Annotated in this window: 20 protein-coding genes and 1 pseudogene; 13 read left to right on the plus strand and 8 right to left on the minus strand. The window is 60.3% G+C overall.

The features are described 5' to 3' along the window. Nucleotides 1-112: 112 nt before the first annotated feature. The 5 genes from BN1188_RS16430 to BN1188_RS16450 all read right to left on the minus strand — a co-directional run bounded on the left by BN1188_RS16430 (nt 113) and on the right by BN1188_RS16450 (nt 8315). Entirely contained in the window at nt 113-1411 is a 1299-nt protein-coding gene (locus tag BN1188_RS16430; RefSeq protein WP_040262467.1) for a cytochrome c, read from the minus strand. Nucleotides 1412-1423: 12 nt separating this feature from the next. After that, nucleotides 1424-3211 (minus strand): GMC family oxidoreductase, encoded by a 1788-nt coding sequence (locus BN1188_RS16435; RefSeq protein ID WP_040262468.1) that lies wholly within the window; start codon nt 3209-3211, stop codon nt 1424-1426. A gap of 2 nt (nt 3212-3213) precedes the next feature. Beyond that, nucleotides 3214-3960 (minus strand): gluconate 2-dehydrogenase subunit 3 family protein, encoded by a 747-nt coding sequence (locus BN1188_RS16440; protein WP_040262469.1) that lies wholly within the window; start codon nt 3958-3960, stop codon nt 3214-3216. A 304-nt stretch (nt 3961-4264) separates the two neighbouring features. Beyond that, the gene (locus tag BN1188_RS16445) at nt 4265-4933 is read right to left on the minus strand and encodes a response regulator (RefSeq protein WP_040262470.1); all 669 of its coding nucleotides are present in this window, start codon (nt 4931-4933) and stop codon (nt 4265-4267) included. Continuing rightward, complete coding sequence (locus tag BN1188_RS16450; protein WP_040262471.1) at nt 4917-8315, minus strand: hybrid sensor histidine kinase/response regulator; 3399 nt, start codon at nt 8313-8315, stop codon at nt 4917-4919. The genes BN1188_RS16445 and BN1188_RS16450 overlap by 17 nt, the downstream gene beginning before the upstream one ends. Nucleotides 8316-8601: 286 nt before the next feature. On the opposite strand from BN1188_RS16450, the gene urtA reads away from it, so the two are divergent. The 7 genes from urtA to BN1188_RS16485 are packed head-to-tail and all read left to right on the plus strand — an operon-like array spanning nt 8602 to nt 14927. Beyond that, nucleotides 8602-9780, plus strand: coding sequence for an urea ABC transporter substrate-binding protein (gene urtA, locus BN1188_RS16455; RefSeq protein ID WP_232430966.1), 1179 nt, complete (start codon nt 8602-8604; stop codon nt 9778-9780). 55 nt (nt 9781-9835) lie between these two features. Continuing rightward, nucleotides 9836-10753, plus strand: a complete 918-nt coding sequence (gene urtB, locus BN1188_RS16460; RefSeq protein WP_040262472.1) for an urea ABC transporter permease subunit UrtB — start codon at nt 9836-9838, stop codon at nt 10751-10753. Between the two features lie 11 nt (nt 10754-10764). Then, on the plus strand, nt 10765-11886 hold the full coding sequence (gene urtC, locus BN1188_RS16465) for an urea ABC transporter permease subunit UrtC (protein WP_040262473.1): 1122 nt from the start codon (nt 10765-10767) through the stop codon (nt 11884-11886). Then, nucleotides 11883-12647, plus strand: a complete 765-nt coding sequence (gene urtD / locus BN1188_RS16470) for an urea ABC transporter ATP-binding protein UrtD (protein ID WP_040262474.1) — start codon at nt 11883-11885, stop codon at nt 12645-12647. The genes urtC and urtD overlap by 4 nt, the downstream gene beginning before the upstream one ends. A gap of 11 nt (nt 12648-12658) precedes the next feature. Then, nucleotides 12659-13348 (plus strand): urea ABC transporter ATP-binding subunit UrtE, encoded by a 690-nt coding sequence (gene urtE / locus BN1188_RS16475; protein ID WP_040262475.1) that lies wholly within the window; start codon nt 12659-12661, stop codon nt 13346-13348. Nucleotides 13349-13363: 15 nt separating this feature from the next. Next, nucleotides 13364-14593 (plus strand): formamidase, encoded by a 1230-nt coding sequence (gene fmdA, locus BN1188_RS16480; protein WP_040262476.1) that lies wholly within the window; start codon nt 13364-13366, stop codon nt 14591-14593. A 10-nt stretch (nt 14594-14603) separates the two neighbouring features. After that, nucleotides 14604-14927, plus strand: a complete 324-nt coding sequence (locus tag BN1188_RS16485) for an FmdB family zinc ribbon protein (protein WP_040262477.1) — start codon at nt 14604-14606, stop codon at nt 14925-14927. Between the two features lie 76 nt (nt 14928-15003). Here BN1188_RS16485 and BN1188_RS16490 read toward each other — a convergent pair whose 3' ends face one another. Together BN1188_RS16490 and BN1188_RS16495 are read right to left on the minus strand one after the other, a co-directional pair. Next, nucleotides 15004-17112, minus strand: a complete 2109-nt coding sequence (locus tag BN1188_RS16490; protein WP_040262478.1) for a M10 family metallopeptidase C-terminal domain-containing protein — start codon at nt 17110-17112, stop codon at nt 15004-15006. Between the two features lie 208 nt (nt 17113-17320). Beyond that, complete coding sequence (locus tag BN1188_RS16495) at nt 17321-17752, minus strand: PACE efflux transporter (protein ID WP_040262479.1); 432 nt, start codon at nt 17750-17752, stop codon at nt 17321-17323. A 111-nt stretch (nt 17753-17863) separates the two neighbouring features. On the opposite strand from BN1188_RS16495, the gene BN1188_RS16500 reads away from it, so the two are divergent. Continuing rightward, nucleotides 17864-18757: a LysR substrate-binding domain-containing protein gene (locus BN1188_RS16500; protein WP_040262480.1), complete on the plus strand. Its 894-nt coding sequence runs from the start codon at nt 17864-17866 to the stop codon at nt 18755-18757. A 128-nt stretch (nt 18758-18885) separates the two neighbouring features. Here BN1188_RS16500 and BN1188_RS16505 read toward each other — a convergent pair whose 3' ends face one another. Then, nucleotides 18886-19989 carry an oxidoreductase gene (locus BN1188_RS16505; protein WP_040262481.1) on the minus strand — a complete coding sequence of 368 codons (1104 nt, stop codon included), beginning with the start codon at nt 19987-19989 and terminating at the stop codon, nt 18886-18888. Between the two features lie 111 nt (nt 19990-20100). On the opposite strand from BN1188_RS16505, the gene BN1188_RS16510 reads away from it, so the two are divergent. The 5 genes and pseudogenes from BN1188_RS16510 to BN1188_RS21990 all read left to right on the plus strand — a co-directional run bounded on the left by BN1188_RS16510 (nt 20101) and on the right by BN1188_RS21990 (nt 25200). Continuing rightward, entirely contained in the window at nt 20101-20982 is an 882-nt protein-coding gene (locus BN1188_RS16510) for a LysR family transcriptional regulator (protein ID WP_040262482.1), read from the plus strand. 337 nt (nt 20983-21319) lie between these two features. After that, nucleotides 21320-21865 (plus strand): GNAT family N-acetyltransferase, encoded by a 546-nt coding sequence (locus BN1188_RS16515; RefSeq protein ID WP_040262483.1) that lies wholly within the window; start codon nt 21320-21322, stop codon nt 21863-21865. A gap of 118 nt (nt 21866-21983) precedes the next feature. Further along, nucleotides 21984-23357, plus strand: coding sequence for an IS1182 family transposase (locus BN1188_RS16520; protein ID WP_040259777.1), 1374 nt, complete (start codon nt 21984-21986; stop codon nt 23355-23357). Nucleotides 23358-23684: 327 nt separating this feature from the next. Beyond that, nucleotides 23685-24380 carry a hypothetical protein gene (locus tag BN1188_RS16525; RefSeq protein WP_148485263.1) on the plus strand — a complete coding sequence of 232 codons (696 nt, stop codon included), beginning with the start codon at nt 23685-23687 and terminating at the stop codon, nt 24378-24380. Between the two features lie 201 nt (nt 24381-24581). Further along, nucleotides 24582-25200 (plus strand): annotated as a pseudogene (locus BN1188_RS21990) (tyrosine-type recombinase/integrase). The last annotated feature ends 60 nt before the right edge of the window (nt 25201-25260 follow it).

Raw genomic sequence — 25260 nt, forward strand, 5'->3', positions numbered from 1 at the left:
AAGGCTGGGCCTACCACAGTGGGACCCAGCGCCAGCTGGGGAATGGGCTCTGGGGGGAGCCCGGTATTCGGCAGCTTCGCTACCTCCTGCATGGGGTTGCGGGCCCGTCACCTCACTTGGAAGATACCTGGCCCAGGTCGTCCGCGGAGGTGCCCTTCATATCGCTTTCGCGCAGGTCCCTTACCTGGGCAGGCGTGACGGCCGAGCCCTGGTTGCCCCAGCTGGTGCGAATGAAGTTCACCACATCAGCCACTTGCTGGTCCGACAGGCGCCAGGCGTAGCCGGGCATGGTGAAGCTGGACGGCGCGGTATGGGTCGGGATCAGGATGCCGCCGCGCAGCACGATATGTACCAACGAGGTGGCGTCCTCGGTCTGGACCACCGGGTTGCCGGCCAGCGCCGGGAACACCCGGGTATAGCCCTTGCCGTCGGTGCGGTGGCAGGCAGCGCAATTGTCTACGTAGACTGATGCTCCCGGCTTGCTGTCGTCCCCCTTCCACAAGGCATCGCCCACGGTGCGGTCATACGCCTGGGGGCTGTCGTTCGGGTTCACCGGCGGCAGGGTTTTCAGGTAGCGGGCAATGGCGGTGAGGTCCGCGTCGTTCATGTACTGCATGCTGTGCTCGACTACGTCGCTCATACCGCCGAACACTGCCGCGCGGTCGCTGCGGCCGGTCTTGAGGAACGCCACCAGGTCAGCTTCGCTCCAGCTGCCCAGGCCGTCTCGATGGTCGCCGCGCAGGCTCTTGGCGATCCAGCCCTCCAAGGGCGCAGAGCCCGCCAGGAAGTCGCTGCCGTCGGAGGCGCTCAGGGCTTTCTCTTGCATGGTGATGGCCCGCGGTGTATGGCAGGCGCCACAGTGGCCTAGGCCCTCGACCAGGTAGGCGCCGCGGTCTATCACGGCGTCCGCGCCAGCGGCCTGGAACGGCTCTACCTTGGGAGCGAACGTGGCGCGCCAGATGGACAAGGGCCAGCGCATGCTCAGTGGCCAGGGAATGTCCACGAGCTTGTTGTCCTGCGCCACGGGCTGCACACCGTGCATGAAGTAGGCGTACAGCGCCTGCATGTCCTGGTCGCTGACCCGGGCGTAGGAGGGATAGGGCATGGCGGGGTAGAGCGTGCTGCCGCTCTTGCCGATGCCGTGCCGTACGGCCTGGTCGAAGTCTTCGAACGAATAACCGCCGATGCCGGTGCTGTCCGGGGTGATATTGGTGGAATAAATGGTGCCGATGGGGGTTTCCATGGGCAGCCCGCCGGCGAAGGGCTTGCCGCCCTTGGCGGTATGGCAGGCGACGCAGTCACCAGCGCGCGCCAGGTATTCCCCCTTTTTCACCAGGGCATCGGGGCTGTTTTCCGCGGCCCATAGGGGCAGGCTGGCCAAGGCCAGGGAGGCGATGAACATTGTTTTCATGGTCATCGCTCCTTATGCCTGCACCAGCGGGCCGGGGTTCTTGAGGTATTGCTCGCGGATGGCCCGCGCTGACCAATAGGTGAGCGCGGCGACCAGCCCGGTGGGGTTGTAGCCCAGGCCCTGCGGGAAAGCCGATGCCCCCGGCACGAACACGTTATGCACGTCCCAGCTTTGCAGGTAGCGGTTCAGGGCACTGGTCCTGGGATCGGTCCCCATGATGGCCCCGCCATTGAGGTGCGTCGTCTGATAGGTAGTAGCGTCGAAGTGGCTGTTGAACTCGCGCTTGTGGGCGAAGATGGCCTTGGGGTTCATGGCCTTGGCGATTTCCGCCAGCTTGTCGACCATGAATCGGGTCATCTTGATGTCGTTCTCTTTCCAGTCGAAGGTCATGCGCAGCAATGGCTGGCCATAGGCATCGGTGTACACCGGGTCCAGGTCCAGGTAGTTGTCGCGGTAGGACTGATGCGCTCCATGGGAATTCATCGACATGTGGTGGGTATAGTAGTCCGCCGTGGCGGCCTTCCATTTGCTGCCCCATTTGGGCGTACCCGGAGGCGTGGTCACCCCGGCGATGGGCTTGGTGCCGGCCTGGTTGCACCAGAAGGGGGAGCCGCCCACGAAGCCATGAGGGCCGTGGTCGAAGTTGTCGGCGTTGAAGTCGTCGATGGCGACGCCGTTGCCGCCGGCCCCGATGAAGGGGTTGGTGTGGTGCTGGTCCTTGTCGAAGAACGCCTTGACGCCGGCTTCGTTCTGGTAGGCGAAGTTACGTCCCACCACCCCTTCGCCGGTCTTGGGGTCGTACGGCTTGCCGATTCCTGACAGCAGCATCAGGCGCACGTTGTTGAACTGGAAGGCGCCGATGATCACGATGTCCGCAGGCTGTTCGAACTCCCGGCCCTGGGCATCCACATAGGTCACGCCTGTGGCCAGCGTCTTGTCCGGGGTGAGGTTCACCCGCAGCACATGGGCGCCGGTACGCAATTCGAACAGCGGCTCCTGGCGCAGCGCCGGAAGGATGTTCACGTTGGGCGATGCCTTCGAATACATGTAGCAGGCGTAGCCACTGCAATAGCCGCAGAAATTGCAAGGGCCCATCTGCGCGCCATAGGGATTGGTGTAGGGGCCAGAGGTATTCGCCGAGGGCAGGTTGTAGGGGTGATAGCCCAGTGAAGCGGCCGCTTGCCCGAACACCTGGGCAGACACCGTATTTTTCTGGGCGGGCAGCGGGAAGGGGTTGGAACGGTCGGGGGCGAAGTAGTTGCCGCCCTTGCCCTGGCCGACGATCTCTCCCTTGACCGACCAGGCCGTGCCCGAGGTGCCGAACACCTTCTCGGCGAAATCGAAGAAGGGTTCCAGTTCCTCGTAGCTCACGCCGAAGTCCTGAATGGTCATGCCTTCGGGGATGAATTTCTTGCCATAGCGTTCTTCATAATGGCTGCGCATGCGCAGCTCCATCGGGTCTACCCGAAAGTGCACCCCGGACCAATGCAGCCCCGCGCCGCCCACGCCAGTGCCTGGCAGAAAGGCGCCGAACTGGCGGTAAGGCACCGCTACATCATTCACGCTATGGCGCAGGGTGACGGTTTCCTTGGAAATGTCCATGAACAGCTTTTTGCGCGAGTTGAACGTCAGCTCGTCCATGGTCTGTGGGTAGACGCCGTCCGGATAGGTGTCGCGCATCGGGCCGCGCTCGAGGGCGACTACATCCAGGCCGGCCTCGGTGAGTTCCTTGGCCATGATCGCGCCTGTCCAGCCGAAGCCCACGATCACTACGGTTTTCTTGTCCAGTACCTTGGCCATGCTCAGCTCCGCGCGCCGTTGATGGAAACAGGCGGGAAGGCATAGCGCTCATCACGCTCCACCCAATCCATGAAGTCGGCGCGGGCGCCAGGGAAGTTGATCAGCTTCCAGCCCACCAGGTGCTTATTGCCGCCGTGGATCGGGTCGCAGAAAAAGCCTTCCTTGGTATTGCTCCAGAGCATACTGAAGAAGGTCCCGGCTGGCAGCGCGTCGAAGCTTGCCTTGTTGTCGTCCAGGGCGTGCAGCACCTGCTCCTGCTGCTCGTTGCTCAGCGCAACGAAGGGCTTGCCGTAGGTTTTGCGGCAGTAGGCATCGGTTTCCAGGATACCCAGCCGGTAGATTTCCTGAGGGGACAGCTTGAGTTGATAACCCAGCTCCGCGGGCGCGTCGGGATGGAAGGGGCCCTGCATGTACCACAGGCCACCGCTGCCGTAGGTGGTGTTCATCTGGCGATCGATGAACTCGGGCACCCCGGCTTCCACAGCCCCAGGGCCGCGCTCGTCGCTGGGTATCAAGTGGGCGACCGCTGCCTGCAGGAAAGCCCACTCCTCCTGAGTGAAGAAGGTGGGGTGATAGTCCGCGACCTCGCCGGATTCTCTCGGCGGGGCCGGAACAGGGGCAGGTGTGGCGGCGAGCACCTGGCTGCCGACACCGCTGCCCGCCAGCGAGACGACGGGAATCAGGGTCAAGGATTTGCGCAGAAAGTCTCGCCTGGCGTCTGAGTGGCCAGGTTTATCATTGGTCGCCATCAAGGCATCTCCCTCGGGGGGTGGATCACGGTGGTTGCTGCAAGCGGTGAATCAGCGAGGGAGATTGTTTTTGCTTTTATAAGGAGTGCCCAGGAAGGGCGGTATCGAAATCGATAGGAAGCTACGCTGTTTGACGAATGGTAGCAGAAGTGTGCGGCGATGTTACATCTTGCAATACACTGCGATTGATGCTGGGCTGATCCTGTGCTTATGAATCAAACGGTGAGGACGCCATGAGCCGTGTGAACGGTCCTGGCGCACAGGGAGTGATCTGACCGCGCCGGCCGGCCGTGATCTCGAGCCGCTACGACGCTTGCAGAAGCGCTATGGAAGTGGCGGCCGTGCGGGTTTCCACGCCCAGTTTCACGAAGATATGCTCCAGGTGCTTGTTCACAGTCCTGGCGCTGAGACCCAGAATGTCGGCGATGTCCTTGTTTGTCTTGCCACAGGTCACCCAATGCAACACTTCCAGCTCGCGCTCTGTGAGCGAGAAGCGCTTTGCCAGGTGATGCTTGCCTTCCAGGCTCTGCAGGTTAGGGGCAGTGTGCCTGGGTATCGAATGAGCAGCCCGGAGTCTGCGAGCGGTGCGTAGATGCGCCGCGACGCGCGCGAGAAGCTCCTGGCAGTCGATCGGTTTGGTCACATAATCCACGGCCCCGGCGGAAAAGCCTTCGATCACATGATTGCTTTCGGTAAGCGCGGTCATGAACAGCACGGGAATGTCGGCGAAGGCATCGTCGGCCTTGATGGCCCGGCAGGTCTGGAAGCCATCGAGGCCGGGCATCAGCGCGTCGAGCAGAATAAGGTCAGGGTGGCGCTTTTCCAGGCGTTGAAGGGCGCCAGCGCCATCCATCGCCACCAGCACCCGGTAGCCCGCATCGTCGAGCGCGCCATGCAGCAAGGCCAGGTTCTGGGGTTCATCGTCGACGATCAATACCGTTCCGATATCCTGCGTATCAGCCGTGGTGTTCATCCAGTGCCTCGCTAAGGGCTTGCGCCAGTTGGTCGAGTTCGAAGCCACGGGCCAGGTCGCGCCACTGTGCGATCAATTCGGCACTGGCCGGATGGCGGTTGCGAAGGTGTTCGAGCGCGCGCTCGATGCCACGAACGTAGCCCTGGGCGCACAGCTCGATGATGGGGGCCAGTTCCTCGGGCATCAACGGTTCCCGGGCTGCGGGTTGGGTGAGGGCGGGCGGCAGGCTCGGTTGCCGGCGCCACTCAATGTCCAGATGGCGTTGGAGCGCACCGAGCAATACGGGCAGGTCGAAGGGCTTGGCCAGGTGCTCGTTGCACAATGGACTGCCGTGTTCGCTGATATCGTCGGCCAGTGGGGTGACGTTGGCCGACAGCACGATGATAGGGGCGGTAAAACCGGTATTGCGACGGATCAGCCGGGCGCATTCCAGGCCGCCCATGCCTGGCATGGCCAGGTCCAGCAGTACCAGGTCGGGCGTGCCCAGGGCCACCTGGCGGATGGCATCCTGCCCATTGGCGGCTTCATGCATCAGGAAACCCAAAGGCGTCAGCATTTGCTGGATCACCATGCGGTGGGCCGGGTTGTCATCGACCACCAGGATATGGCGAGGGCGCCCCTGATATCCGATGACGTCATGATCACGGTGGATGACTGCCTGGGGTACCCGCACCTGTGACAGGAACAGCCGCAATTGAAAACGGGTACCTGCACCCGGTTCACTGTGCACTGTCAGTTCCCCGCCCATCAGCGAAGTGAGCAGGCGGGTGATGGTAAGGCCCAGCCCGACGCCGTCGTCCCTGCGCGATGGCGCCGCCCGCTCGAAGGGCTGGAAGATCGCGTCCAGCTGCGCAGGCGCGATACCGATGCCGGTGTCGATGATTTCAAAGGTGGCGGTTTCTCGCAGGTAGCTTACATGCAAGCGTACCTGGCCCACGTCGGTGAAATTCACGGCATTGCCGAGCAGGTTGATCAGGATCTGCCGCACCCGCTTCTCATCAGCGCGTACCACCGCGGGCAGGCGCGCCTGGCATTGCAGCACGAACTCCAGGCCCTTGGCTCGCGCCAGGGGCGCGACCATCTTCCCGACGTCCGCAACGAATTGAGGGAACAGCACCTCTGAAGGCTCAAGCCTCAGCTTGCCGGCCTCGATACGGGCAACATCCAGCAGGCCCTCGATCAGTGATAGCAGGTGGGAGCTGCTGCGGTTGATGATGGCCAGCGCCTCCTGATGCTGCGCGCGCAGATCGGTGTCGCGTTGCAGCACCTGGGTAAAGCCCATGATGCTGTTCAGGGGGGTACGCAATTCATGGGAAAGGCCCGTGACGTAGCGGCTCTTGGCGGCATTGGCTGCCTCGGCGGCCTCCTTGGCCGCCTGCAGCGCCTGGTCAGTCTTGTGGTGAGCATCGATTTCCTGGATCAGCAAGGCGGTCTGGCGGTTGGACTCCTCCTGTGCCACCTGGCGGCTTTCCCGGGTGAGCACCACCCACCAGGCGAGCACCCCGGCAAATAACGTCAAGGTCAGAAAGGCTTTGACGAGTGCCAATTGCAAGGCCCCTTGTGCTTGCGGTTGGCTGGCCAGCCCAGGCGCCACCTGGGTATAGACAAGGGCCAGGGCACCGCTGAGCATCAGCATGAGTACCCCCAGCAATGCCAGGTAGTGGGCCAGCCGCGTATGCAGATATGCCTGGCGCAGCCCTGGCATCACCTTGAGCAGTAGTGCCTCGAACTGTTCCGATAGCCGTGCGCGAGGCTTGCATTGATCCAGGCAGCGCGCTTCCAGCGAGCAGCACAGGGAACAGATGGCGCAGCCATAGGCGGGGCAGCTGGCCATGTCTGGCAGCTCGAAGGTGTTGTTGCAAAGGCCGCACAAACGGGGGCCCGGCACGGTTCCCGACGGGTAGATCAAGGCCTCGTCGTTGGCCCGAGCCATGTAGTAGCGCCCTCTGGTCAGCCAGGCGATCAAGGGGGCCAGCAGCACCGCCGCGCTGAATGCCACGAGCGGCGGCGCTGCCTGGGCGAACGGTCCCAGCACGCCAAACCATGCCAGGAGCGACAGCACGGAGGCGATCAGCATCGCGCCTACCCCCACCGGGTTGATGTCATATAAATGGGCGCGCTTGAATTCGATATGCCGGGGCGACCAGCCCAGAGGCTTGTTGATCACAAGGTCCGCAACCAAGGCGCCAATCCAGGCAATCGCGACGTTGGCATAGAGCCCCAGCACCCGCTCGATGGCTTGCAGTACCCCGAGCTCCATCAGGGTCAGTGCGATCACTACGTTGAATACCAGCCACACCACCCGCCCCGGGTGGCTGTGGGTGACCCTGGCGAAGAAGTTCGACCAGGCGAGGGAGCCGGCATAGGCGTTGGTGACATTGATCTTGACCTGCGAGACGATGACGAACAGCACCATCAAGGCCAGTGCCCATTGCGGCGAAGCGGTCACATGGCCAAACGCGACCAGGTACATCTGGGTCGGTTCGCTGGTACGTTCCAGCGGCACCTCGTGCTGCAGCGCCAGGAACGCCAGGAAAGCGCCGCCCAGGATCTTGAGGGCGCCTGGAATGATCCAGCCTGGCCCGGCGAGCACCACGGCGGCCCACCAGCGCTTGCGGTTGGCCTGGGTCTTCTCGGGCAGAAAACGCAGATAATCCACTTGCTCCCCGATTTGGGTCACAAGCGAGAGCACCACGCTGGCGGCGGCGCCAAAGTAGAGCAGGTTGAACTCGCCGCTGTCTCCCAGCCGGCCATTGAAGGTCATCCATTGCCCGAGCGCGTCGGGTTGCTTGGCAAGCACGAACACGTAGGGCACCACGAGCAAGCCGAGCCATAGCGGCTGTGTCCATATCTGCAGGCGGTTGATCAGCCCAATGCCGTAGGCCACCAGGGGTATGACCAGCACCGAGCACAGCACATAGGCCAGCCCCAGCGGGATGGGCAGGTACATTTCCAGCGCCAGTGCCATGATCGCCGCTTCGAGGGCGAAGAACAGAAAGGTGAAGGACGCATAGATCAGCGAAGTGATGGTAGAGCCGATATAGCCGAAGCCTGCGCCTCGGGTGAGCAGGTCCATGTCGACACCGTAGCGCGCCGAGTAATAGCTGATCGGCAACCCGGTCAGGAATATCAACAGCGCTACCGTTGCCACGGCCCAGAGCGTGTTGGTAAAGCCGTAGCTCATCACCAGCGTACCGCCCACGGCTTCCAGCGCCAGGAAAGAGACGGCGGACAGCGCCGTATTGGCGATCCGGAACTCGGACCATTTGCGCGCGCTGAGGGGCGTGAACCTGAGTGCGTAGTCCTCCATGGCGTCGTCTGCCACCCAGCGATTGTAGTCACGGCGGATCTTTACGATGCGTTGGGTGCCCAGTTTGGCCACGGCGACGCTCCTGTAGTTTCCCCGAAGCGAGCAATTTGCATGCCCTTCGTACCGATTCTGTCGGCCCGGAAGGGTTCGGCGGGTACGTCATTTGACGTATCTCGCCGGTCAGTCAAATGACGTACCGCCTACGTCATGCGCCTTATAACGCCCCAGGCTGGGCTGCGGCCATCCTGTGCCGCAGCTGCCGCGAAGTGGGTCGCGGCGCACTCAGGGCACAGGAGCGGGGAACATGCATTCGAATAACAGGGGGAGCACAGGTCGCTTCGTGCTGGCGGCAGCGGTGATGTCGATGCTGGCCATGGGCATCGGTTCGCCGCGGGTATGGGCGGACGATGCCAACACGACCGGACTGGCGATCACGTCCAGCGAAGTGACGGTCGGGCAGCTGCACTCGGCCACCGGTACCATGGCCATTTCCGAAACCGGCTCGATCCAGGCCGAGCGCCTGGCCATCGAGCAGATCAACGCGCAGGGCGGGGTGCTCGGCCGGCAGATCAAGATCATCCAGGAAGACGGCGCTTCGGACTGGCCCACCTTCGCCGAGAAAGCTCGCAAGCTGTTGGTCAATGACAAGGTGGCCACCGTGTTCGGCTGTTGGACCAGCGCTTCGCGCAAGGCGGTCCTGCCAGTGTTCGAACAGCAGAACGGATTGCTCTACTACCCCACCTTCTACGAAGGCCTGGAACAGTCGAAGAACGTCATCTACACCGGCCAGGAAGCCACCCAGCAGATCCTCGCCAGCCTGGACTGGATCGCCAAGACCAAGGGCGCCAAAAGCTTCTACCTGATCGGCTCGGATTACATCTGGCCACGCACGGCCATGAAGATCGCGCGCAAGCATATCGAGAACGTACTGCACGGCGAAGTGGTGGGCGAAGACTACTACCCACTGGGCAATACCCAGTTCGGCTCCCTGATCAACAAGGTCAAGCTGAAGAAACCGGACGCCGTGTTCGCTGCCGTGGTCGGGGGCTCGAACGTAGCGTTCTACAAACAGCTCAAGGCCGCGGGGGTGACCGCCGCGAAGCAGAACCTGCTGACCATTTCCGTTACCGAGGACGAGCTGCTGGGCATTGGCGGCGAAAACATGGCCGGCTTCTTCGCTTCCATGAAGTACTTCCAGAGCCTGGACAACCCCAATAACAAGGCTTTCGTCGAAGCCTTCAAGGCCCGATATGGCGCCAACGCCGTGATCGGTGACGTCACCCAGGCAGCTTACCTCGGCCCCTGGTTGTGGAAAGCCGCGGTAGAGAAGGCCGGTAGCTTCGATGTGGACAAGGTAGTCGCGGCCTCGCCCGGCATCGAGCTCAAGACCGCGCCCGAAGGCTACGTGAAAGTGCATGAAAACCACCACCTGTGGAGCAGGACACGCATTGGCGAAGCGCAGGCTGATGGCCAGTTCAAGGTGATCGAGGAAAGTGAGCTGATCGAGCCCAATCCCTTCCCCAAAGGCTACCAGTAATCACCTCTGGCGGGGCCTTCACCGGCCCCTTTCCTGGAACCACGGGAGGCCCCTTATGGAATGGCTATCGGAGTTCGGCGCTATCGCGGCCATGCAGGCGTTCAACGGGTTGTCCGTGTTCTGCGTGCTGCTGCTCATGGCCCTGGGCCTTGCGATCATCTTTGGCCAGATGGGTGTGATCAACATGGCCCATGGCGAATTTCTCACCGTAGGTGCCTACACCACCTATGTACTCTCAGGCTTGACCCTGCACTACGCCCCGGCGCTGCAGCCGTACTACTTTTTCCTCGCGATCATCGTCGCCTTCTGTGTGGCCGGGGCCATCGGCTGGCTGGTGGAGTGGGCGATGATCAGCCGCCTCTACCACCGCCCCCTGGATACCCTCCTGGCCACCTGGGGGCTGTCATTGATGATGCAGCAGGCGCTGCGCTCGATCTTTGGCGCGCGTGAAGTGAGCGCCGAACTCCCCGAGTGGTTGATGGGCTCGGTCAGTCTCGGTGATGCGCTGGATATTCCGCGCAACGGCCTGTTCACGGTTGCGCTCACGCTGCTGCTGACCGCCGGCCTGTTCCTGATGCTGTACCGCTCGCGCTGGGGCTTGCAGATGCGCGCTACCGTGCAGAACCGGGTAATGAGCCGGGCGGTGGGCATCGATACCAAGCGCGTGGACCGCATGACCTTCGCCCTGGGCTGCGGCGTGGCCGGCGTCGCGGGGGCAGTCTTCACCACCATAGGTTCCACCGGGCCTACCGCCGGCTCGCTGTACATCGTCGATACCTTCCTCACCGTCGTGTTCGGCGGCGCGGCCAGCCTGCTCGGCACCATCGCCTCGGCCTTTGCCATAGCCCAGACCCAGTCGATCTCGGAGTTCTTCATGAGTGGCTCGATGGCCAAGGTGCTGACCCTGTCGGCGGTGATTTTCATCCTGATGCTGCGCCCGCAAGGGTTGTTCGCCAGCAAAGTGCGCAAGTGAGGCCCTTTTTGATGAAAACCCTGGACAAATTTCTCGGTGGCCGCCAAGGAACGCTGGGCCTGCTGGTGCTGGCCCTGCTGATCCTGGTGGTGTTCCCACTGGCCCTGGATGGCTTTCGCCTGAACATGGTCGGCAAGTACCTGACCTACGCCTTCGTCGCGGTAGGCCTGGTGCTGTGCTGGGGGTACGGTGGCATCCTCAGCCTGGGCCAGGGCGTGTTTTTCGGCCTGGGCGGCTACTGCATGGCCATGTTCCTGAAGCTGGAAGCCTCCGACCCCGTCAGTACCAAGATCCAGACCACGCCGGGCATTCCTGATTTCATGGACTGGAACCAGCTGACCGAGCTGCCGGCCATGTGGCAGCCGTTCCACAGCTTCGCTTTCACCGTACTGGCAGTGGTGGCCGTCCCGGTGCTGCTGGCCCTGGTCATCGGCCTGGCGCTGTTCAAGCGCAGGGTAGGGGACGTGTATTTCTCCATCGTGACCCAGGCCATCGCGCTCATCCTGACCGTGCTGATCGTGGGCCAGCAGGGCTTGACCGGGGGCGTCAACGGCATCACCGACCTCAAGACCCTGCTGGGCTGGGACATCCGCACCGATACCGCCAAGACGGTGTTGTATTTCGTGAACGCTGGCCTGCTCCTGGGGTGTGTGGTGCTGGCCAAGCTGGTGCTGGCTTCCAAGCTGGGCCGCTTGTTGATGGCAATGCGCGACAAGGAAGAGCGGGTGCGTTTCAGTGGCTACGACGTATCGAGCTTCAAGATCTTCGTGTTCTGCATGGCCGCTGCCTTCTCCGCTATCGGCGGGGCCATGTTCACCTTGCAGGTGGGGTTCATGTCGCCCTCGTTCGTCGGCATCGTTCCCTCCATCGAAATGGTCATCTTCGCCGCTGTTGGCGGTCGGCTGTCGCTGCTCGGCGCGGTGTATGGCGCGCTGCTGGTCAACTTCGGCAAGACCTATTTCTCCGAAAGCTACCCGGAGCTGTGGCTGTACCTGATGGGCGGTTTGTTCATCGTTGTGGTGATGTACCTGCCCAACGGCCTGGCCGGGCTCTGGGCCAGCTCCCGCCGGCGCCTGCTCGCCCGGCGCGCCGCCCACCCTGTGAAAGACGTTGCGCTGGAGGGCCAGCCATGAGCGCGAAGGCAATCGGTTTCGAAATGAACAAGCCGGTGTTGGCGGTCGAGGGGCTGACGGTGTCATTCGACGGCTTCAAGGCAGTCGACGACCTGAATCTCTATCTGGACCGCAACGAGGTGCGGGTGGTGATCGGGCCCAACGGCGCGGGAAAGACCACCTTGCTGGACCTCATCTGCGGCAAGACCCGGGCCACCGCCGGCAGCATCCGTTTCAAAGGGCAGGAGCTGACCCGCAAGGCCGAATACCAGATCGTGCGCGCTGGGGTAGGGCGCAAGTTCCAGACCCCGTCCATCTATGAAGCCCTGACAGTATTCGAAAACCTGGAGATGAGCTACCCCGCCGGGCGCAAGGTGCTGGGCGCGTTGCTGTTCAAGCGCAGCGCCGAGGTCATCGCCCGGGTCGAGCAGGTGGCGGCTGAGATCTTCCTTGCCGAACGCCTGCACAGCGAGGCCGGGCTGCTTTCCCATGGCCAGAAGCAATGGCTGGAAATCGGCATGTTGCTCATGCAAGACCCTGAGCTGCTGATGCTCGACGAGCCGGTGGCGGGCATGAGCGTCAGTGAGCGCGGGCAAACCGCCGAGCTGCTCAAGCGCATCAGCCGGAACCGTTCGGTACTGGTGATCGAGCACGACATGGACTTCGTGAAGAGCATCGCCCACAAGGTGACCGTGCTGCATCAGGGCAGGGTGCTGGCCGAAGGCAGCATGGACGCCGTGCAGAGCAACCCGAAAGTCATCGAAGTGTATCTGGGCCACTGAAGGAAGCCGCCATGTTCAGCGTTAACCAATGGGCGTCTGGCTACGGCCAGAGCCAGATCCTGCATGACCTCGACCTGAATGTCGCCCAGCGCGAGATAGTCGCGGTGATGGGCCGCAACGGCATGGGCAAGACCACGCTGTTCAAGAGCCTCATGGGCATCCTGCCGCAATGGCGCGGCCAGCTCAGCGTCGATGGTGCCGACCTGTCTGGCTTGCCGACCCATCGACGGGTGATGGGAGGGCTGGCCTATGTACCTCAGGGGCGCATGATTTTCTCTCACATGACAGTGCTGGAGAACATCCAGACCGGGCTTCCGGCAAGCGCCGGCGGACAAGTGCCCGAGGACCTGTATGCGTTGTTTCCCGTGCTCCATGACATGCGCGGGCGCAAGGGCGGCAACCTTTCCGGCGGCCAGCAGCAACAGCTGGCCATCGCCCGGGCGCTGGCCACCGAGCCCAAGGTGCTGCTGCTCGACGAGCCTACCGAGGGTATCCAGCCCTCGATCATCAAGGACATCGCCCGCACCCTCAAGGACATCCGCCACTTGCGTGACCTGACCATCGTGGTCAGCGAGCAAGTGTTGAGCTTCACCCTGGAAATCGCTGATCGATTCCTGGTGATAGAGAAAGGGCGCTTCGTCGTCGAAGAGTCCCGCGGCAACGTCGACGAAGCCAGCATCGCCCGCTATTTGTCCGTTTAACCCAAGGAGCCTGTAATGACCGACACCCTGATCAAAGTTGACCTGAACCAGCCTGCCAGCGAAAACGAGCAGGTTCACAATCGCTGGCACCCGGACATTCCCATGGCCTGCTGGGTCAAGCCGGGTGAAGACTTCATCCTGGAAACCTACGACTGGACCGCCGGGGCGATCAAGAATGACGACGACGCCAGCGATGTGCGAGATGTTGACCTCTCGACCGTGCACTATCTTTCGGGGCCAGTAGGGGTACAGGGCGCGGAGCCGGGTGACCTGCTGGTGGTCGACCTCCTGGATATCGGGGCCCGCGCCGATTCGCTGTGGGGCTTCAATGGCTTTTTCTCCAAGACCAACGGCGGCGGCTTCCTGACCGACCATTTTCCCTCTGCACAGAAAGCCATCTGGGATTTCAACGGCCTCTATACGCGCTCGCGGCACATCCCCGGAGTCGAATTCGCCGGGCTGATCCATCCTGGGCTCATTGGCTGCCTGCCGGACCACAAGCTGCTGGAAGACTGGAACCGCCGTGAACAAGCGCTGATCGATACCGACCCGGGTCGAGTACCACCACTGGCCAATCCTCCCTTCGCCGCCACCGCTCACATGGGCAAGCTCAAGGGTGAGGCCCGCGACCGTGCCGCCGCCGCGGGCGCGCGTACCGTGCCGCCGCGCGAGCATGGCGGCAATTGCGACATCAAGGACCTCTCGCGCGGATCGAAGATCTACTTCCCGGTCTACGTAGACGGCGCCGGGTTGTCCGTGGGCGATCTGCACTTCAGTCAGGGCGACGGGGAGATCACCTTCTGCGGCGCGATCGAGATGGCCGGCTGGGTACACATGCGGGTGCAATTGATAAAGGGCGGCATGGCCAAGTACGGCATCAAGAACCCTGTGTTCAAGCCCAGCCCCATCGTGCCCAACTACAATAATTTCCTGATCTTCGAAGGCATCTCGGTCGATGAACAAGGCCAGCAGCACTACCTGGATGTGAATGTCGCCTATCGCCAGGCCTGCCTCAACGCCATCGAATACCTGACCAAGTTCGGCTACAGCCGCGCCCAGGGTTATGCCCTGCTGGGTTCGGCGCCTGTACAGGGCCATATCAGCGGGATCGTGGATATTCCTAACGCCTGTGCGACCCTGTGGCTGCCGACCGATATCTTTGAATTCGACATCAACCCCAGCGCCAGCGGCCCCACCAAGCATCTGGACGGCAGTATCGACCTGCCCATCGCCCCTGACCAGTAGGAGCCGGCCCATGCCTATCTATGACTACCAGTGCCCCGCCTGCGGGCCTTTCACGGAGCTAGGCGCCATGGCCAGCAGCGCGGCCCCCTGTCCCTGCCCACGCTGTACGGAATCCAGCCCGCGGGTAGTGCTCAGCGCACCGCGCCTGGCGTTGGTGGCCAGCGATAGACGCAAGGCGATGGAGATCAACGAGCGCAGCCGACACGCGCCCAAGGAGAGCCGCCGGCATGGCAATGGCTGCGGCTGCTGTTCCCCGGCCAACCCCCCCGCAGCGACTACGCGGGAGGCGGTCAAGGGCAAGCCAGGCGCAAGGCCCTGGATGATCAGCCACTGATAGTGCCGAAGCGACAAGGACGATGACCGGGTGGCGCTGCTACCCGGTGCTCTTGTTGCATGAAGAGGTAGGAGACTCAGACTGCGATATGCTCCTGCGCCCCCTCCGCTACCCCCAGCAGAACCACTTCGGCCTCCGGCGCGAATACCATGTCGCTGTCACTCAGGTCGTCCAGCCAATAACCGGTCAAGGCGATCTCGAAGCGGTGTCCCTGGGCATCGGCTTCCACATCCTTGAGATAGGTACGGTCCGTTTCCCCGCTGTAGACCAGTTTGAGCGTCGAGCCGGTGCCGTCCCCAAAGCCGGTGTAACCCAGCGCCGAAACGTCGATCTTGTCACTGCGGTCGGCAAAGTTGACGATAAGGTCGCTGAAACTCTGGCTAGCGGTACGGTAGCTGTCATCGAGCGAGGTATAGACGAAGGTATCCTCATTCTGCATACGAGGGTCATAAGCGTTGTCGTCTACGGCATCCCCGCCATTGAGCTGATCAGCGCCTTCGCCGCCAATGATGATGTCCGCGCCCGTGCCGCCATTGATGCGATCATTGCCCGCGCCGCCCAGGATGATTTCAGGCAGGGCGCTCCCAGTGATCAGGTCCCTTGCCGACGTGCCTTCCACCGTAGGCGGGGTGAACACCAGGTTGGTGTCGTTCAGTTGCCCAACCAGGTTGCCCTCCAGCACGAGCTCGAACCGCTGCCCTGAAGCGTCCGCCTCGAAGCTTTTAAGATAGGTTCGTGTGCCCTCCGCGTTTGCCTGTATCGCCAGGGTTCCATCATGGCCATCACCGATGCCGCTGAAGCCAAGTGCGAGCAGGTCGATACGGTCTTCGGCGGCGTTGAAGTCCAGGATGCGATCGCTTTGCGCCTGGGTAGAGGTGCGGTAGCTGTCGCTGATGTCCGTGAAGCGGAAGATATCCGCGCCCGCGCCACCGACCAGCAGGTCACGGCCACCATTGCCTTGCAGCAGATCATCGCCCGCCAAGCCTTGGATGATTTCCGCGGCGTCTATGCCCAGCAGCGTGTCCTGGGCGGCGGAACCGTCCACGTGCAGCTTGCCGTCCGGGCTGCCGAAAGTGGTATCCAGGCTGCCATCGGCATTCAGGCGCACCATGGCGAAGTCCGACAGGCTGCCAAGGGAAGAGCTGGCACCCACGACCACGATCTTGCCATCGGCCTGAACGACCAGCGAAGTAGGCCTTTCGGACTCCCCGGATTGCACGTCGAAGTCAACGACGCCATCGATACCGAAGCTGGTATCGAAGCTGCCATCGGCATTCAAGCGAATGATGGAACCGCTCGACCCTACCAGTAGAAACTTGCCGTCAGGCTGGACGGTAAGTTCGGAATGATAGTCCGGGATCAGCGCTTCATCGAAATACACCACGCCGTTGTCCCCGAAGCGAGTGTCCAGGCTGCCATCCGCTGTCAGGCGCTGGACGGCATATACCGGGTCGCCCGTCACATGGCCGCCCCCCGGTATGTCGTAGCCGCCGACATAGAGCCAACTGCCCAGCAACACGCTGCCATCCGGCTGCAGGCCGGTGCTGATGCTGCCATTGTAATAATCGCCCGTGGGGTTCAGGGACAGCTGACCGTTTTCACCGAAGCTTGCGACCGGCTCGCCGTTACTGTCGAGCTTGGTAAGCGTGGCCTCGGTTTCACCGCGCAAGCCAATGTGAAAGTTGCCGTCCGCATCGATGGAAAGAGAAACACCGTCTCCATAGTAATCCGGCGTTTCAAGCGTGACGGCACCGGCCTCACCGAAGCTGGTGTCCAGGCTGCCGTCGGTGTTGAAACGCTGCACGACCAGGCCACCGCGCCCCGACTGCGCCGCCACGACCTTGCCATCAGCCTGGACCGCCATCACCAGGCCCACGTCGTCTTCCAGGTCGATGCGGGCGGGAACCAGGTCTGCGCCTTCTTGCCTGAAGGTCGTGTCGAGACTGCCGTCGGCATTGAGCCTGACCAATGAATAATCGGCGCGGACGGCCCAGCTTTCATCCCCGGGAGAGCCCGAATAGCCCGCGATAGGGTAGAAGCTGAAGCCGCCGACCAAGAGCTTGCCATCGGGCAGTACGGTCACGGCCTGAGCCGAATCGCTGTCGCCAGTGATGTCCACGGAGATACTGCCTGGGCTGGTTCTGACGGTGTGGATGGTCGCTATCTTATCGCTGGTTGTAGCCATGATCTGTCCTTGGATGCGGGGGTAGGGCGGAGGCTATAGATAACAGCCGCGGATTTCGTACCGGAAGCGGTATCGGTTCGCTGACAGGTTAGTCGATTTGCCTACCTGTGCTGGTTCTGTCCTCGGTTTTCTGTTCCTGGGCCCTATTTGGCAGCAACCAACCTACCGCCCAGCCGAAATGTTGCCGTCGACTGGCGTCGAACCCTCGTCAGCGTTGTGCCAGCAGTGCTGATGCCGGCACACCGAAGACCCAGTCGAACCCCCACTGAAACACGAAGGCATAGAGCCAGAAAAACACGAACAGACCGAGATCCGTAACCAGGGCCGTCCACCAGGAAATGTCTAGCCACCACGCTACCAGCGGCACTAAAAGCAATACCAGACCACCTTCGAAGCCCAGCGAATGCAGCAATCTGCGCCGGAAGGTACGCGTACGTTGCGCCTGTTTCGCCTCCCAGTGTTCAAAGGCATGGTTGTAGACGAGGTTCCACAACAGAGCGCTGGCCGAAAGCATCAGAGACAGCGCTCCGGCATGTGCAAGGCCGTCATCGTAGATAGCCGCGATCACGGGGGAAAGCACCGCGACCGCGATCGCCTCATAGAGCACTGCTTGAAACAGCTTGCGCACGGGACCTTGCATAGGTATCTCCAGGTTTCGTAAGGGATACCGGTTACGCTACACAGACGTATCCACCGAGGAAAATGAGATAAATTAACCCCGCCTGAATTCAACTAATGCTGGGAGCCGCCTGTGTTTTCCAATATTCCGCTCAATGCCTTACGCACTTTTGAAGCGGCGGCACGGCGTGGTAGTTTCAAGGCTGCGGCCGAGGAGCTTTCGGTTACCCCGGCTGCGATTTCCCATCAAGTGAAGACCCTCGAAGCTTGCCTCGGCTCGATGCTGTTCGAGCGTTCCGGACAGGGCGTCAAACTGACCGAAGAGGGTGAGCAGTTAAATCGCCACATCCATCGGGCATTGCTGGACATCAGTAGCGCACTGGAGCGGTTTCGCCCGCAGAGGGAGTTGCAAACACTCACGCTTTCCACCACGCCTGGCCTCGCGGCGTCGTGGTTGATTCCACGGCTGGGTGGTTTCTATCAGGCGTTTCCGCAATTCAACGTGCGCGTCGATACCCGCAACGAACTGGTGGATTTACTGAGGGACTCGAGTATCGATCTGGCAATTCGCACCGTCAGCCGCGACGACCCGAATCTGTATTGCGAAGAGCTGATGGTCGAGCGATTCGGTGCGTACGCGGCGCCGGGTCTGATTGGATTATCAAAGACTTCTCGCATTGAGCTCATTGACCTGACCCTTCAGATACCGGGTGTGTATCCCGTGAGCTGGGAAAGCTGGTGCGCCGCGGCGGGCCATGCCGATTGGCTGCAGACGGCGCGCATGCGGGAGTTCGACGACGAGCATTACGCGCTCAGTGCCGCCATTGCGGGGCAGGGTGTAGTCCTGGCCAGTAATGTGCTTGTGGCGCACAGCCTGGCGCGAGGTGAGCTGGTAGCTTATCGCCCAGAGGTAAGCCTCCCCGGTCCGCGTTATGTGGCGGCCTGTGTGCCGGGGCGAGAACGGCAAGCGCATATCCGGGCGTTCATGGACTGGTTGGCAGGAGAGAGCGCAGACACGGGGTTGTGACAGCTGGCCTGGGCGAGCTAAGCCTGTTTGCTATTCGTTGCTAACGGTAGCAAGCGACCCAGGCTGCCCTTCATCGAAGGCAGGATTCGGCCAGAAGCGGACATTTTCACCTGCTTCTGGCGTTGTTATTAAGCCAAAGTCAGCTCGCTACTCTTGATGTTGGCGATAGGCCCCAAGATCGAAGGGTCAAACTCATCTAGCATTTCTTTGCTGGCTAGCCGCTGAGGCAGATCCGGATTTGCCAGCGCAGCCTTTCCGATTGCAATGATGTCGGCACCATCCTTCATTACGGATGACGCATGCTCTGGCGTATGCAAACCACCATTTGCAATCAACGCCACCTGCGGCGCGTAGTGACGAGCAAGGGCAACGAGGCTGTTCCGGCCAGCAGGGAATGCTGGTTTCCAGGCTTCGAACTCTGTGACGTGAATGAAGCCGAGTCCAGCATCGTTGAGTGAGCCGAAGATCACCTCGGCAGCGTGCTCTCCCTCGGCCCATTTGTGCTCGTAGTCATTGACCTTGCTCTGCGAGATTCGAACACCCAAAGGCACCATGCCTACCGCCTTCCTTACCGCTTTTACGACTTCCAGGGTCAGGGAAATTCGAGCCTGTACGGAGCCACCCCAACGATCGTTACGCTGATTTGTGTAGTCAGTAAGGAACTGATCAAGCAGGTATCCGTTCGCGCCGTGAATTTCAATGCCATCGAAATTTGCGAATTCGATGGCCAGGGTTGCGGCCTGAGCAAAGCCCTCGATGGCGTCGGCAATATCTTCTTCGGTCATGGCGCGGGGTACCGGGTACCGACCCTCACCGTAGTAGAACTTCATCTGTTCCCCCTTTGGGCGCAGTGCCGAGGGTGCAGCCGGAACATCGACGAAGCGGTTGCCCTGGCTAAGTGCGCCTGCGTGCATGATCTGCGCGAAGACTGAACCCTGGTGAGCGTGGATACTGTCGGTAACTGCTCGCCAAGCCTGTGCCTGCTGCGCATCGGTAATGCCGGGCTGGAAGGGGTAACCCTGCGAGTGCTTTTGATCGGTATAGATGCCTTCGGTGATGACCAGGCCAAAGCCTCCTTTGGCAAAACGCTCGTAATACCGAGCCATTTCCTGGATTACGTGCCCCGTCTCGGTAGCGCTGACGCGCGTCATTGGAGCTACCGCCAGCCGGTTCTTCAGCGAGCAGCCAGCGATATCATATGGAGTTAGAATCTGTGAATCGAGCGTCATCATATCCTCTCTGTGCTTTCTGCCGATCAAGGCAATGTGCCAAGGTTAGGCATTGACGATGGCGATGAGAATCGGGCGAACCGGATAAGGCGCTTTAACAGAAAGCGATACAACATGCAGATTTTAGACGTTGAAGTGTTTGCGGCTATTGTTGAAAGCGGCAGTCTTTCTGGTGCCGCTCGGCGACTTGGGCTGTCTCCCATGGCAGTGTCGCGGCGGCTAGCTTCTCTTGAACAAGAGCTGGGGGTCCGATTGGTGCACCGCACCACTCGCTCGGTTTCTCTCACGCCTGAAGGGGAAGTTTTCCTGCCATTTTCCACGACGCTTCTCAACGCGAGCGAGGCGGCGAAAGTCACCCTGAAGGCAAACGCAGGAACGGCCAGCGGCGCGTTGAAGGTGACTGCGCCGACGGTGTTTGGGCAGACCGTCATCATGCCGCTTATCCCGTCATTGCTGGCTGAGCATCCTGCACTGCGAGTCGAGCTGCATCTCTCGGACAGCATCGTGGATATTGTCAGCCTGGGAATCGATGTCGCCATTCGTATTGCGACCCTGCGCGATTCCGCCTTGGTTGCACGCTCGCTGGCTCCCAACCCTCGCGTGCTGTGCGCAAGCCCCGCTTACCTAGAGCAGCACGGCGTGCCTTGTAAGCTCGACGACCTGCGCCGCCATCGCTGCATAGCGCTTCATGGTATGCCGCATTGGCCTTTCGTGCAGGAGGGTGAAACGGTCGGCTTCAAAGGTGAAAGCGTATTCTCTGCGAATAGCGTCGAAGCAGTACGCACCGCGAGCAAACAGGGGCTGGGGTTAGCAATGCTCACCTATTGGGATGTTCGTGATGATCTTGAAGAGAACAGCTTGCGACTGGTGGAGCTGGAGGGCGCTACTCCCGAGAAACTCTTTATCACGGCTGTGCTTCCAACCCGGCAACAGGTGCCGCATCGTGTGCGTGTTTTCCTCGACTTGCTAGAGGCATCTCTGAGCAGTCCGAAGTGAGCGCTATTGGCCGATCGCGGTCAGCCGTGAACGGCTGCTATGGGTCCGATTCTGTTGAAAAAGTCGGCGTCGGTTTCCATGGCAGAAAATTACGCGTCTGAGATTGAAATCTGTGTTCGGCGCAGAAGGTTCAGGGCTCCGATTTGACGTAGCAGCGTGAAAAAAGGGCGTTTACACCGCATCAATACATGGATGCTCAGGCCGGGTCGACTTTTTCAACACAAACGGTCGGTTGCTGACTCTGGGAACAGGCCGCTACCGATCAGCGAAGGCGCTCGACACTAGCGGATCAATCGCAGACTATCCGAATCTCCCAAAGGATGCAGGAGCCAGTGCCATGGATTGCCCCTTAAAGCTTGCTACAGACCGTCTTGTCCTCATGCCTCTCAACCTAGAGGACGCACCTGCAATCCAAGAGCTATTTCCTCAATGGGAGGTAGTCCGCTACCTTGACCGTCGTGTGCCATGGCCATACCCCGAAGACGGAGCGTTGGCTTATGTGCGAGATATTGCCCTGCCTGCCATGGTGGCGGGACGTGAATGGCACTGGATGATCCGCCTGAGCAGCGAACCCGAACGTGTTATTGGAAGCATCAGCCTGTATGAGCAGCAAGGTAACAACAGGGGCTTCTGGCTTGCCCCGCAGTGGTGGGGAAAAGGCTACATGCGTGAAGCCTGCAGAGCTATCAACGCATACTGGTTCGAGACATTGGCACGCCCAGTCATGCGGGTACCAAAAGCGGTTGCCAACCACGCTTCCCGCAAAGTCTCAGAGTCTGAGGGCATGCGCCTGGTAGGAATGCAAGATGGGCATTTTGTCTGTGGACCTATGCGGGTTGAGATATGGGAGATAACTCGCAGCGAATGGCTTGGCGACGGTTAAGACTCAGTCGTTGCATCAGTCGAGAGGTGGCCGCTATGGGTCGATTCTGTTGAAAAAGTAGCTCCCCTGTCTGGCCTGCGGCAAAATATCTGCATTGGCCAGCAGGGAAGCACGCAACATGATGGGACAGTTATCGAGTGGGCAGGAGCGACTGTTTTACTCGTTCAACCTTGAAGATCACATCCCAGCCAATCACCTTCTGCGCAGCATTGATCAGTGTCTCGATCTGAGCGATCTGCGCCATTACCTCGCCGATTTCTATAGCCCGATTGGGCGCCCGTCGATTGATCCTGAACTGATGATCCGCATGCTGATCGTGGGCTATTGCTACGGCATTCGCTCAGAGCGGCGGTTGTGCGAAGAGGCCCATTTGAACCTGGCGTATCGCTGGTTCTGCCGGTTGAGCCTTGAAGATGAAGTACCCAATCACTCGACGTTTTCCAAAAATCGACATGGCCGTTTCCGGGACAGCGATCTGTTTCGCTGGTTGTTCAATGAAGTGCTGCGTCGCTGCATGGACGCAGGCCTGGTCAAGGGCGAAGGCTTTGCCGTGGACGCCAGCATCATCAAAGCAGATGCGAGTCGGCAGCGCGGCGTACCGGGTGATGAACCGGTCAACTGGAGCGATCCGTCCCTGAGCACCCGCGCCGTGCGTGAGTACCTTGAAGCCCTCGATGAGGAGGCCCTGGCCGAAACGCTACCGAAACGCCTATCGCTGACGGATCCTCAAGCCCGCTGGACGGCTGCACCGGGCGGCCCAGCTTTCTACGCTTACTCTACGAATTATCTGATCGATACCGAGCACGGCGTGATCATGGATGTGGAACCCACACCGGCTCATCGAACCGCAGAAGTCGAGAGCACCAAGACGATGATCGATCGGGTCGAAGCGCAGTTCGACATCAAGCCGGAACGCCTCATTGGCGACACCGCTTACGGTACCGCGCCGATGCTGGCCTGGATGGTGGAGGAAAAAGACATCGAGCCGCATGTGCCGGTATGGGACAAAACCGAGCGCAAGAACGACAGTTTCTCGAGCAACGATTTCCACTGGAATGAAGAGACTGAGGAATACCGCTGCCCGGCCGGCAACGTATTACGCAGCGAATGGCGTGCCTTCAAGAACGGGCGTTCGCACGTCACCAAAGCCAACACCATCATCTTCCGATCCAGGCAGACCGACTGCGCGGCCTGTCCGATGAAAGCCAAGTGCTGCCCGAACACTTCGATTCGCAAGATTGCCCGCAGCGTCCATGAAGCCGCGCGTGATGTGGCTCGGCGCATCGCAGCGACGCCGGAGTACGTGCGCTCTCGCCACGAACGTAAGAAGGTCGAAATGTTGTTTGCCCACCTCAAGCGCATCCTGAAATTGGATCGCTTGCGACTACGTGGCATGAGTGGCGCGACCGATGAGTTCACGCTGGCCGCTGCGGTGCAGAACCTGCGACGGCTGGCCAAACTTAAATCTCAAGGTCCGCCAGTTACGGGATAGGTGCGCCTGCACGAAGCAAAAAACCTCAAACTAACCCAATAACCGAGCAGTAAAGGTCAACGAAGGGCCGAGAAACCACTCAATGTGGTGAGTAGGTTCTCCGGTGGTGGCCGTGCCTGAGTTCAAGCGAACTGAAATCCGACTTTTTCAACAGAATCGGTCGGATGCGGTCTGCCGCAATCGACCCGAAGCCGCCGCTCACGAAGGGCAGAAAGCGGCCAAAAGCAGCCTTTTCGCGATACACGGTTTACCCAAAAGCGGTGCTAACATTGTCGGTAGCACAGGACACTGATTTTTACTTTCAGCCAGGCAATGGACTACTACGCAATGAGCGAATTCCAAGCAAAAGTATCCATAGGTGACCATAAAGGAAAACCGCTTTATCCTCATTTGCACAAGGATGGAAAATACGTCGCCAGTCCTACTCGTTTTGAGATCGACTACATCCGAGTAGATGAGCTTGATGAGCTTGAGGTCTTGGTTCGGTCTGGTTACGCCGCCCGCATGTCAAATCCTGAAATCCCCAATCCTCCATCTCTCATCGTTAGTAAAAATATCCATTTCACTGAGGATGGTGCGGTGATCACTCCCGCCGAGCTGTTACCCAGCATAATCGACCAAGTGGATTTGGATCGCGACTGCATTTCTAAGGCGAGGAAGGAGCAAGCCTTCCTAAGAGCCCATCTGTTAAGAGGATCTTTCACAGGGAAATGCGTCATTTGTCATCACATTTTTCCGGTAGACATGCTTGTAGCTGCTCACCTTAAAATGCGATCAGCCTGTAACAAGGCTGAACGTAAGGACATCGACAATGTCGCCGCTCTAATGTGTAAAACAGGCTGTGACGATCTTTATGAGCGCGGGTATATATCAGTCGAGGCTGGAAGAGTTATATCCACCGATGCAAAAACTGCAACACCGCGTCTTAGTGAAATGATCACAAGCATTGAAGGGCTGGTCGTTGCAAACTGGGCGGCCAGCTCTCATTATTATGAGTGGCACCGAGGAAAAACAGCTAGGTAATGGTCTCGGTATCCGACGCGCTTTCTGTCAGCCCGAGGGGCGATATAGTAGGCATCTCCCGCAAATGATAACTTTCCATCCCATGGACGTGGTGGGATAGATGCGGGTCAGTTAAAGTAGTAGCTGTTGTCCGCTCTTGGTCGGTTAGCGCCCGTGGCTCGCGATGACCATCCTTGTCTTTCCCAAAGAGGAGGACAAGCTATGAAAACCATTACGACCCACTCCCAGGAACCTTGGAACAAAGGAAAATTGGTCGGCCAGAAAGCCCCGCTCCGACTCAAGGATATCTGGGCCATTCGCGTATGGCTCCAAATCGCGGAGGAAGCTCGTGATTTGGCTCTTTTCGATCTAGCCATTGACAGCAAGCTACGAGCCTGCGATCTGACCAAGCTTCGTGTACGAGACGTGGTTCATGGGCAGCATGTGTCATCGCGAGCAATAGTGATGCAGCAGAAAACCAGCGACCTGTGCAATTTGAGATTACGGAGCAAACACGGATTGCCCTGGAGGCATGGATACATCAAGCCCATCTCCACAGTGAGGACTGCCTTTTTCCAAGTCGGCTGCACGCCTCCCAGCGTTTTTCCACCCGGCAATACGCCAGAATCGTCAAGGCGTGGATTAAGGCTATTGGCCTTGATCCAGCCCTTATGGTACTCACACAATGAGACGCACAAAGGCATCGTTAATCTATCGAAGGACGAAGAACCTGAGAGCGGTTCAGCTCTTGCTCGGCCATACGAAGCTTTAGAGTACGGTGCGATACCTAGGCGTTGAGGTCGATGATGCTTTGGAAATGGCAGAGCAGACGGAGGTCTGACACGCGGGGCGACAGTCGAGGTACGACTGTCGCTATCCGACCGATTCTGTTGAAAAAGTA

The organism is Pseudomonas massiliensis (assembly GCF_000826105.1).
GTDB lineage: Bacteria > Pseudomonadota > Gammaproteobacteria > Pseudomonadales > Pseudomonadaceae > Aquipseudomonas > Aquipseudomonas massiliensis.